Source organism: Duganella sp. GW821-FHT07G03 (assembly GCF_059418605.1).
Genome location: NZ_JBWKQE010000010.1, coordinates 172322 through 183971 on the forward strand (window position 1 = coordinate 172322; position 11650 = coordinate 183971).

Genomic DNA, 11650 nt, shown 5'->3' on the forward strand with positions numbered 1-11650 from the left:
GGATCGTAACAATGACATTTTCCCCCGCCCGTTTATTGGCGCGCTTTGAAACGGTCTGCTTCAAGCGGCGCAACTGGTTGATGGTTGCGCTGCTGGGGCTGACCGTGCTCATGGGCTGCCTGGGTTGGCGCTTGCGGATGGAGGCCGGCTTCGAGAAACAGATGCCGACCAACCATCCGTATGTCGAGACCTTCCATACCTACCGCGACGATGTGATGGGTGCCAACCGCCTCAACATCGTGGTGCGGGCACGCACCGGCACCATCTGGAGCGCCGCCGGCCTCAAGCGGTTGTACGAGGTCACCCAGGCCGTCACCTTCCTGCCGAACGTGGAGCGGCTCGGCGTGCAGTCGCTGTGGACGCCCAACACCTTCGTCAATGAAATCACCGAGGAGGGCTTCCGCGCCGATCCCCTGATCGACGGCAGCATCACCCCGGACCGGCTGGACGCGGCCGCCATCGCCGGCATCCAGGCGGCGGCGGTGCAGGGCGGCTTCGTCGGCACGCTGGTGTCGCGCGGCCAGGACAGCGCCATGATCAGCGCAGAATTGCTGGAGACCGACAAGGACGGCCACAAGCTGGACTACGTCGCCTACAACGCGATTCTTGAACAGCTGCGCCAGCGTTTCGAGGACCAGAACTTCAGCATCGAGATCATCGGCTTCGCCAAGCAGGTGGGCGAGATCGCCGATTCGGCCAAGTCCGTGCTGCGCTTCTTCGGCCTGGCCTTGCTGCTGACGGCCGGCGCGGTGTATTGGTATTGCCGCTCAGTGCGGTTCACGCTGCTGCCGATAGTTTGCTCGCTCAGTTCGCTGGTGTGGCAGTTCGGCGCGCTGCATCTGCTGGGCTTCGGGCTGGACCCGCTGGCGGTGCTGGTGCCGTTCCTGGTGTTTGCCATCGGCGTCTCGCACGGCGTGCAGCAGATCAACTACATCGTGCGCGAAGTCTCGCTCGGCAAGAGCTGCATGGACGCTTGCCGCGCCAGCTTCTCCGGCTTGCTGATACCGGGCACGCTGGCGCTGGCGACCGCCTTCGTCTCCTTCGTCACGCTGCTGATGATCCCGATTCCGATGGTGCGCGAACTGGCGATCGCCGCGTCGCTGGGCGTAGGCTTCAAGATCATCACCAACCTGGTGATGCTGCCGGTGGCGGCTTCGTACTGCCGCATCGACCAGTCGTATGCCGACGCCGCGATGGTGCTGCGCGAAAAGCGGGCCGGCTGGCTGCGCGTGCTGGCCCGCGTGGCCAAGCCGCGCAACGCGGCGGTTTGCCTGGCCGTGGTGGGCGCCATCTTCAGCCTGGCTGTTTGGCAGAGCCAGGGGCGGGTGGTCGGCACGGTGGAGCCGGGCGCGCCGGAACTGCGGCCGGACGCCCGCTTCAACCGGGATGCCGTCTCCATCGCCAGCAACTATGACACCGGCCTCGACTGGCTGACCGTGATCTTTGAAGCGAAGGTGATCGCCGGCGCGGCTGGCGGCGGATCGGCGCCGGCGGACGGGCAGGGCGTGGGCTTCTGCGGCAATTCCAACATCGGCCTGTTCCAGGATCGCTTTACCTGGGCCATGCAGCCGGTGCCGGGTGTGTTGTCGATCGCCTCGTTCTCGGACCAGATGAAGCAGTACAACCGTGGCTACAACGAAGGCAACCCGAAGATGGAGGCGATCCCGCTGGACTCGGCCAACTTCGCGGCGCTGGCCACCGAAATCGCCCGCACCCGCGGCACCATGCGCAAGGATTGCAGCATGACGGCGGTGCACTTGTACCTGACCGACCACAAGGCCGTCACCATCAACCGCGTGATTGCCGCCGTGGAAGCGTTTGCCGCCAGCCAGTCGGCGCCCGGCATCACGATCCGTCTCGCTACCGGCAACGCCGGCGTGCTGGCTGCGGTCAACCAGACGCTGGAGCGCAGCGAGCTGCCGATGATGTTGTGGGTGTATGCCGCCATCGTGCTGCTGGTGCTGGTCACCTACCGCGACTTGCGGGCGGTGCTGGCCTGCTGCCTGCCGCTGACGGTGGGCACCTTCATCGGCTACTGGTTCATGAAGGAGCTCAACATCGGCCTGACGGTGGCGACGCTGCCGGTGATGGTGCTGGCGGTGGGTATCGGCGTCGACTACGCGTTCTACATCTACAACCGCTTGCAGATGCACCTGGCGAACGGATTGCCGATTGTCAAGGCGGTCGAGCAAGCCATCCTGGAAGTGGGGACGGCGACCATCTTCACCGCCGTCACGTTGGCGGTGGGTGTGGCGACCTGGTCCTTCTCGGCCCTGAAATTCCAGGCCGACATGGGCAAGCTGTTAGCCTTCATGTTTATGGTCAACATGATCATGGCCATGACCGCGCTGCCGGCCTTTGCCGTGTGGCTGGAACGTTTATTTCCACGCAAGACTCCGGCCCGCGCGCCGGGTCTGCTCCAGCATTGAACCGACGGGGGAATCATGAACCGTAACTTGAAACACATATTGGCTGGAGTACTGGGCGTCGCCGCGCTGCTGCCGCTCGCTGGCGGCGCAGAGCCGACCGCCTGGCCGGTGGGACTGCGTGCGGCCGCCAATGTTGCCCATGCGGCCCAAGCCAGCATGCTGGCCACCGCCTGGGCCGGCAAGCGCATCGTCGCGGTCGGCGCGCATGGCGTCGTGCTGCTGTCGGACGACCAGGGCAAGCAATGGCGCCAGGCCGGCAAGGTGCCGCTCGACGTCACGCTGACGTCCGTGTCGTTCGCCAACGACAAGGACGGCTGGGCCGTCGGTCATGCCGGCGTGGTCTTGCATACCAGCGACGGCGGCGAGGAGTGGACAGTGCAGCGCAGCCAGCCTGAGCAGGACCGCCCATTGTTCGCCGTGCATTTCTTCGATGCGCAGCATGGCGTCGCGGTCGGCCTGTGGTCGCTGGTGTTGACCACCGCCGACGGCGGCAATCACTGGACCACCCGCGAACTTGAAGCGCCCGCCGGCGCCCGCCGCGCCGACTTGAACCTGCTGGGCCTGTTTGCCGGCCAGGGCGGGGTGTTGTATGCGGCCGCCGAGAAAGGCTATGTGCTGCACTCGGCCGACCAGGGCATCAGCTGGAACTACTTGCCCACTGGCTACAAGGGTTCGTTCTGGGCCGGCACCGTGTTGCGGGACGGCGGCCTGCTGGTCGGCGGCCTGCGCGGCGCGCTGTACCGCAGCGGCGACGCCGGACTAAGCTGGACCCGCATCGTCACCGGCAGCACCGCCTCGATCACCAGCGTGGTGCGCACCGGCAGCGGACACGACGTTCTCGCCGTGGGCCAGGACGGAGTGATCCTGCGCAGCGCCGACGACGGCGCCAGCGTGCAGGCCAGCTACCGGACCGATCGCCTGCCGCTGTCGGCCGCCTTGCCGCTGGCCGGCAGCACCCCACCCATGATGTCCGCCCGAGGCCCGGCCCCGGCGGACCACAAATAGATCGACCTCACAAGGACACACGAACATGCACAAATCCGATGAACTCTGCTACCTGCCCGCTACCGAGGCCTTGCAGCTGTTCCGCTCGCGCGACCTGTCGCCGGTGGAACTGCTGGACGCCTGCCTGGCCCGGGCCGACCGGCTCGAACCCGTGCTGAACACCTTCAGCGCCCAGCGCCGCGAGGAAGCCAAGGCCGCCGCGCGCGACGCCGAGCTGGCCTACGCCGGCCGTGGCGCCATACCGCGTGCGCTGGAAGGCATCCCGGTGTCGCTGAAGAACGAGCACACGCTGGTCGGCTGGGTCACCACCAAGGGCTCCTGGCTGCAAGGGAACACGCCGGACACGGTCAACGCCCCGGTCAGCCAGCGCCTGCTCGACGCCGGCGCGGTGATCCACGCCCAGACCAATGTGCCGGAGTTCTACATGGCCGGCTTCACCCGCTCGGTACGCCACGGCGTGACGCGCAACCCGTGGAATCCCGAGATGACGCCCGGCGGCTCCAGCGGCGGCAGCGGCGCCGCACTGGCGGCCGGCTTGACGGCGCTGGCGTCCGGTTCGGACATCGGCGGCTCGATCCGCATTCCGGCCAGCTATTGCGGCGTGGTCGGCCTCAAGCCCAGCTACGGCCGCGTGCCGGTTTCGCCGATCGCCTACGCGCTGCATCCGATGAACCACATCGGCCCGATGGCGCGCACCGTGGCCGATTGTGCGCTGATGTTCAACATCATGAACGGTCCGCACGTGCGCGACCCGGCCACCATCAGCCCCAAGCTGGAGGTGCCGCTGGACTTCCAGCCGGTGAAGGGCTTGCGCATCGCGCTGTCCTACGACCTGGACTTCTGCCAGGTCCACGCCGATGTGCGCCAGTCGATGGACCAGGTGGTGCAGGCGCTGCGCGCCCAGGGCGCTGTCGTCGAGCAGGTGTCGCTGGGCTGGGACAGCAGCGCCGCCGATGCGCTGGAGCACCGGCTGGGCTACGAGACCGGCCGCGCGTTCGCCGTCCGCATCCTGGAGCAGGAGCTGGAGACCAGCGACTACATCCGCCACTTCGCCGCCGCCGGCCTGTGCATGACGGGCGAGCAGTACCTGGCCGCCGACGTCACCACCGGCCGCATGTACGACTCGCTGGCCGAGGTGATGAGCCGCTACGACGCCCTGATCTGCCCGACCATGGGCGCCATCGGCGGCCTGGCCGAAGGCGAGCGCGACAGCATGGCGGTGCTGCGCAACGATGCGCTGACCTACCCGTTCAACCTGCTGAGCCGGCACCCGGTGCTGAGCGTGCCGTCTGGCATCGCCAGCAACGGCATCCCCACCGGCGTGCAGGTGGTCGGCCGGACCTTCGACGAGACCACCGTGTTCCGCATCGGCGCGGCGGTGGAGGCGGGCGTGTGGCAAGGCAAGCGTCCCGATCCGGCCATGACGGCCCGCCATCCACTTGGAGCAAAGTGATATGTCTGACGCGACTCCGAATGGCAAGCTGAAGCGCGCGCTCAGCTACAGCGACCTGGTGTTCTACGGCCTGGCCTATACCGCGCCGGTGGCGCCGCTGACGATGGCCGGCTTTGTCTGGACCGTGTCCGGCGGCCTGCCGATGCTGGCCTACCTGCTGGGCGCGCTGTGCGTGTACTTCACCGCCAGCAGCTACGCCGTGATGACCTCGGCCATGCCCAGCGCCGGTTCGGTGTACGGCTTCGCCAGCCAGACCATGGGCCGCTTCGCCGGCTTCATCGCCGGCTGGATGATCTTGCTGGACTACCTGTTGGTGCCGGCCTTCACCTACGCCCTGTGCGCGGTGAGCCTGGAGGAGCTGGTGCCGCACGGCGACCGCGCCACCTGGATCGTGGCCACGGTGGCGGCGACGTTTGCGGTGAACTGGTTCGGCATCAGCGTGACCTCGCGCGTCAGCTTCCTATCGGTGGTGCTGCAACTGGCGGCGGTGCTGGTCATCGTGGGGATGTGTGTGTTCGCGCTGTTCGGCGGCCACGGCAGCGGGGCGCTGACGCTGGCCCCGCTGATCGACGCCGGCAAGTTCCATGGCGCCAGCGTGCTGGCCGCCACCTCGATCTGCGTGATGTCCTACCTGGGTTTCGACGCCGTGTCGACGCTGGCCGAGGAAGTCAAGGACGGCAACACCCGCGTGGTCGGCAAGGCCATCATGACCAACCTGGCCATCACCAGCGGCATCTTCGTGCTGACCTCGTGGGTGGTGGGCAACCTGCTGGTGGGCTTTCCGGTGCAGGACCCGGCCACGGTGATCTACGAACTGCTGACCGCCATCGCCGGCCACAAGGCTTCGCTGGCGCTGGCGTGGTTCCTGATCCTGGTGGTCGGCGTGCCGAACGTGCTGCCGATGCAGGTGGGCGTGGCGCGCGTGCTGTTCGCCATGGGCCGCGACCGCAGCTTGCCGTCGGTGCTGGCCAAGGTGCATCGCCGGCATGGCAACCCTTATGTCGCCATGATCGTGTCGACCACCATCTCGCTGGGCATCGCCCTGCTGATGCGCAACAACATCAGCGACCTGGCGATCTTTATCAGCGTCGGCGCGCTGGTCGGCTTCCTGTTCGTGCATCTGTCGGTGCTGGCGCATTTCGGCCGGCATGGCGGACGGCGCTGGTGGGCGCATGTGATCGTGCCGCTGTGCGGGATGTCCGCCGTGCTGATTATCCTCATCAACCTGAACGCCACGGCGCTGACCGTGGGCGGCTGCTGGTTCGTGGCCGGTTTGGGTTACTGGCTGTTTTCGCGACGCAGCCAGGAAGCTCCCCGCGACGTGTTCCAGCAGACCAACCCATAACAATCAGAAAGAGACAACATGGCACATTCTCCTTTGAAGCGTATCCTGGCCTCCGTCATGGAGGTGGCCCGCCTGCGCAAGCGGCACGGCTTGTCGAGTGAAGCGGCGCTGGCGATGCTGCGCGAGCGGCGCGCGCTGCTGAAGCTGTCGGCCGTTGGTTCGGCCGCCATGCTGGCCAGCGGCCCGCTGATGGCGGCACACCGCGTCCATCGTGATAGCACCGATGTGCGCGTGGTCATCGTCGGCGCCGGCCTGGGCGGCCTGGCCTGCGCCTATGAATTGAAGAAGGCGGGCGTCTGCGCCACCGTGTACGAGGCGTCGGACCACCTGGGTGGGCGTTGTTCGTCCAACACCACCAGCTTCCCCGGCCAGGTGGCGGAAAACGGCGGCGAGCTGATCGATACAGCCCACCTTGAACTGCGCCTGCTGGCCGCCGAACTGGGCCTGACGCTCGATGACCTGAACGCCTACGACGAGCAACAGGGCGGCGAGCTCACCTTCTGGATCGACGGTTCGCGCTACACCTGGGATGAGCAAGTGGTCGACTTCGACGCCTTCGTCGGGCAGATCGACGCCGACAACAAGGCGGCGCCGTGGCCGCAGACTTACGACAACCACAGCGTGCGCGGTGCGGAGCTGGACAATATGTCGGTCACCGACTACATCACTGCCTACGTTCCCGGCGGCCTCGATTCGCGCCAGGGCAAGCTGTTGAAGCTGCTGATGGATGCCTCGTCCGGCATCGCCGCGACGGAGACCAGCGCGCTGGACCTGGTGGGCTTTTTCGCGCCCAAGGCGTCGGACGAGCGTTTCCACATCCGCGGCGGCAACGACCAGCTGGTCAGCCGCATGGCGGCCACGCTGAACAGCGGCCAGATCATCAAGAGCCATGCGCTGACCCGCATCGTCAAGAACGCCGACAACAGCTACAGCCTGACCTTCAAGAACGGCGCCAACACGGTCCAGGTGCAGGCCGACCATGTGGTGCTGGCCTTGCCGTTCTCCATCCTGCAAAGCGCCGTGGACTACAGCGGCGCCGGTTTCGACGCGCGCAAGGTCGACACCATCCGCAACTTCCGCATGGGCATGCACGCGAAGTTCCAGATGCAGTTTGAACGCCGCATCTGGCGCGAGCAGGGCTACACCGGCCTGAGCGACAACGACACCGGCTACCAGATCAGCTGGGAAGTCACGCGCGCCCAGCCCGGCACGGCCGGCATCCTGACCTGCTTCTCGGGCGACGCGGTGGCAGTGGCGATGAACGACAAGCCGATTAACCTCAAGGCTATCGACATGTTGGACGGCTTGAACCTGACCTTCCCCGGCATCAAGCCCTTGTGGAACGGCCGCGTGGTGCTGAACTACTGGCCCGGCTACCAATGGACCAAGGGCGCGTACACCGCGCATCCGAAGGGCAGCTACACCACGTGGTACGGCTATGCCGGCGTGCGGCAGGGGAATTGCCACTTCGCCGGCGAGCACGCATCGGTGCAGCACTCGGGCTTCCTGAGCGGCGCGGTGGAAACCGGCCAGCGCTGCGCCAAGGTCATCGCCCGCGCGGTGCAGGGACATTAAACTCTATCAATTGGAACCAAGATGCATGTGAATTTTTCCTGTTTCACCCCACTGCGCGCGCAGGTCTACCTGGACGGCGGCTATGTCGAGCCGCTGACCGGGCAGGCCAAGCAGGCCGTCAATCCGGCCACGTTGGCGTCCGTGGGGCGCTACCCGGTGTGCGCGGAGGCCGATGTCGAGCGGGCGGTGGCCTCGGCCAACCGCGCGCAAAAGCTGTGGAAGCAGACCGACACCGCCAGCCGCGCCGCGTCGCTGCACGCCATCGCCCACGCGCTGGAAAACGCCCCCATCCGCAGCGAGGTCGCCAAGCTGATCTGCCGCGAGATGGGCAAGCCTTACCCGGATGCGTATGGCGAGTTGTCGATCTGCGCCTCGGTGTTCCGCTACTACGCCGAAATGGCGCGTGACGACGGCGGCAAGGTGGCCGGCACCAACCAGGCCGGCTCGTTTCAGCACATGCGCTACGAGCCCTACGGCGTCAGCGTGCACATCCTGCCGTTCAATTATCCGATCCTGCTGCTGTGCTGGACCGTGGCCGCCTCGCTGGCCGCCGGCAACGCCTGCATCATCAAGCCGGCCGAGGCGACGGCGCTGTGCACGCTGCGCTTCATGGAATACTTCGCGGCCTTGCCGCCCGGCCTGGTGGCCTGCCTGCCCGGCGACGCCCACACCGCGCAATTGCTGATCCAATCGGCCGGCACCCACGCGGTGGCCTTCACCGGCAGCGTGGCGGCGGCGCGCGCCGTCGGCGTCGCCTGCGCCGAGCGCATGAAGCCCTGCGTGCTGGAAGCTGGCGGCAGCGATCCGATGATCATCTCGCGCCACGCGCCGCTGGAAGTGGCGGCGGCCGGTTGCGTCAACTCCGCCTTCCTGCTAAGCGGGCAGGTGTGTACTTCGTCCGAACGTTTCTTCGTGGTCGACCAGATCCACGATGCGTTTGTCGCCGAGTTCGCCCGCCGCACAGTGCAGCTGCGCGTCGGCGACGGCATGGGCATGGCGGAGATCGGTCCGCTGGTCAGCCAGGCCGCACGCGACAAGGTGGCGCGGCTGGTGCAGCAGGCGGTGGAGCAGGGCGCCCAGATCGTCTGCGGCGGCCGCATACCGCCGGACTGCCCGCCAGGCTGGTTCTACGAGCCGACCATCCTCACCGGCGTTACGCCGCAGATGGCCATCATGCGCGAAGAATGCTTCGGCCCGGTGGCGGCAATTTGCCGCGTGGCCGACTTCGACGAGGCGCTGCGGCTGGCCAACGATTCCGAATTCGGCCTGGGCGCCTCGGTCTTCACCACCGACCTGGCCGAGGCCATGGAAGCGGCCAACCGGCTGGAGTCGGGCATGGTCTGGATCAACAACCCGCTGATCGACAACGATGCGCTGCCTTTCAGCGGCAGCAAGATGTCCGGCCTGGGCTGCGAGCTGGGCCGGCAGGGCCTGGACGCCTTCCGCCGTAGCAAGATGGTCATCCTCGATCACCAGCCGCGCATCCACGACTGGTGGCTGCCCCGCCCGGACGCGGCGTTTTACCCGGCCCAAGCGGCCGCAACCGACGAATAAAGACTGGAAATTTCATGCAACACGCAAACTATCTGCCCGCCACCGAACTGCTGGCGCAATTTCGCACCGGAACGCTGGACCCGGCCGACTACCTGGAAACGCTGATCGAAGCCGCCCATCGCCAACAAGCGACGGTGAACTGCGCCGCCAGCCTGCACCTGGACGCCGCCCGCGCGATGGCGCTGGAAGCGCGCCGCCGCTATGCGGAAGGCACGGCCCGTCCGCTGGAAGGCGTGCCGGTCATCATCAAGGAAGAGACCAGCGTCAAGGGCTGGCCGCGTCCGCTGGCCTCGCTGGTCTACCGCGACAAGATCGCCACCGAGAACCATCCCATCGTCGACAAGCTGCTGGAGGCGGGCGCGATCCCGTACTTTCAGGCCACCAATCCGGAATTCTGCGTGCTGGGCCATACCTGGAGCAAGCTGTACGGCGTGACCGGCAATCCGTGGGCGACGGCGTATTCCTGCGGCGGTTCCAGCGGCGGCTCCGGCGCGGCGCTGGCTGCCGGCGTGGCGCCGTTGGCCACCGGCAGCGACATGGCCGGTTCGATCCGCCTGCCGGCATCGCTGTGCGGCGTCTACGGTTACAAGCCACCGTTCGGCCGCCTGGCCTGCGCGCCCGGCGACGAATACATGGCGCAAGCGGTGGAAGGGCCGATGACGCGCACCTTCGACGACCTGGTGCTGATGCAAAACGTGCTGGGCGGGCCGCATCCGAACTCCTACACCACGTTGCCGTTCACGCCGCTGCCGACCGAATACGGCGACCTGCGCGGCATGCGCATCGCCTATAGCCCGGCGTTCGGCCATCCGGCGCTGGCGGACGACATCCGCCGCAACATGATGACGGCGCTGGACGGCCTGCGCGAGCGCGGCGCGGTGATCGAGGAGGTGGCGCTGAACTGGGACCTGGAAGAAATCAACAACGTCCTGCTGGAAGGCTTGCGGGCGCTGTTCGTGGACGAGTTCATGCGCGACATCCCGCACGCCGAAGCGCACAAGCTGAACAGCTACACCGCCGACCTGTACGAAAAGGCCGGCGGACCGCGCGCCTCGATCATGCCGAGCGCGGCCCTGGGCCAGCGTTTGCAGCGCGAGATGCAGGAGAAAGTGTGGGGCAAGGGCTACAGCGCCTTCATCTGCGCCTCGATGTTGACCACCGACCTGGCCGCAGACCAGGACCCGGTGGCCGAACCCATGCTCGATATCAACGGCCACCAGATCGACGCCTACCTGGGCTGGTGCCTGACGCCGCCGTTCAACCTGCTCAACCGTTATCCGGTGATGGCGGTGCCGACCGGCCTGTCCGAGCTGGGCGTGCCGACCGGCATGCAGATCGTCGCCAACGCCTACGACGACGAGACGGTGTTCCGGATCGGCGCCAACCACGCGCGGGCCGGCACCTCGAAACTGTTCATCGAACGCTTTCCCACCATGGGCCCGGCAGCTTGAACTGCTGTGGCATAATCGGCGCTCTGCGCCGCTCTTCGAACAGTCATTGAAACGTATGCACAAAAAAGAATCCCTCGCCCAGGTGGCGCCGGCCAGCGCCAAGGCCGCCGTCAAGCCTGCCGCCAAGCGGCGCGTTCCGCAGCAGGAGCGCGGCATCAAGACGATCGAGGTCATCCTCAAGGCGGCCGGACAGGAAATCGCGCGCGGCGGCCTCGGCAAGCTCACCACCAAGCGCATCGCGGAGGCGGCGGGCCTGTCGGTGGGTGGTCTGTACGAATACTTTCCCAACAAGGAAGCGGTCGTGCACGCGCTCGCCAGCCAGTGGCTGCAACAGGTCAAGGATGCGGTGGCCGCCATCCATCCGTCCAAGACTGGTTGCACCGATCTGATCCGTTATCTCGGCATGGTCTATGCGGCCGTCAAGCCGCTGTACCAGCAGGTGCCGGGCGTGAGCGAGCTGATCACGCTGCTGTCCTCGGTGCCGGCGCTGAAGGCGCTGGAACATGAGATCGACCTGCAAGTGAAAGCCCTGCTGACCGACGCCATCCAGTTCCTGGTGCCGTATGTCGACAAGGACCACTGCGGCGTCATGGCGCGCACCATGACCATCCTCGACCACCATCTGCTGATCGAATCGATCATGCGCGATCCGGCCCATGCCGAGCTGTTCGAGAGCCACCGCCTGATCTGCCATCACGCGCTGGCCAGCCACATGATGCTGTTGAACGAACAGGGACGCCTGGCCAAGCCACGCCCTGAAGCGCCGCCCGACGTCACCTAAGTTCTCCCGGCTCCCACACCCGTCCCATCCGTCCACCGGCGTTCGCGCCGGTGGCGT

Annotated in this window: 8 protein-coding genes; all 8 read left to right on the forward strand. The window is 66.7% G+C overall.

The window, feature by feature from the left end:
- Window positions 1-11 precede the first annotated feature (11 nt).
- The 8 genes from AC07OK_RS15455 to AC07OK_RS15490 are packed head-to-tail and all read left to right on the forward strand — an operon-like array spanning window position 12 to window position 11593.
- Window positions 12-2429, forward strand: coding sequence for an efflux RND transporter permease subunit (locus tag AC07OK_RS15455; protein WP_494691141.1), 2418 nt, complete (start codon window positions 12-14; stop codon window positions 2427-2429).
- A gap of 15 nt (window positions 2430-2444) precedes the next feature.
- Window positions 2445-3434 (forward strand): YCF48-related protein, encoded by a 990-nt coding sequence (locus AC07OK_RS15460; protein WP_494691142.1) that lies wholly within the window; start codon window positions 2445-2447, stop codon window positions 3432-3434.
- Between the two features lie 25 nt (window positions 3435-3459).
- Window positions 3460-4887 (forward strand): amidase, encoded by a 1428-nt coding sequence (locus AC07OK_RS15465; protein ID WP_494691143.1) that lies wholly within the window; start codon window positions 3460-3462, stop codon window positions 4885-4887.
- A 1-nt stretch (window position 4888) separates the two neighbouring features.
- Window positions 4889-6232, forward strand: a complete 1344-nt coding sequence (locus AC07OK_RS15470; RefSeq protein ID WP_494691144.1) for an APC family permease — start codon at window positions 4889-4891, stop codon at window positions 6230-6232.
- Between the two features lie 18 nt (window positions 6233-6250).
- On the forward strand, window positions 6251-7807 hold the full coding sequence (locus tag AC07OK_RS15475; RefSeq protein WP_494691145.1) for a flavin monoamine oxidase family protein: 1557 nt from the start codon (window positions 6251-6253) through the stop codon (window positions 7805-7807).
- Between the two features lie 21 nt (window positions 7808-7828).
- Window positions 7829-9361: an aldehyde dehydrogenase family protein gene (locus AC07OK_RS15480; protein WP_494691146.1), complete on the forward strand. Its 1533-nt coding sequence runs from the start codon at window positions 7829-7831 to the stop codon at window positions 9359-9361.
- A 14-nt stretch (window positions 9362-9375) separates the two neighbouring features.
- Window positions 9376-10812: an amidase gene (locus tag AC07OK_RS15485; protein ID WP_494691147.1), complete on the forward strand. Its 1437-nt coding sequence runs from the start codon at window positions 9376-9378 to the stop codon at window positions 10810-10812.
- Window positions 10813-10867: 55 nt separating this feature from the next.
- A complete protein-coding gene (locus AC07OK_RS15490) occupies window positions 10868-11593 on the forward strand; it encodes a TetR/AcrR family transcriptional regulator (protein ID WP_494691148.1) in 726 nt (241 codons plus the stop codon).
- Window positions 11594-11650: the final 57 nt, after the last annotated feature.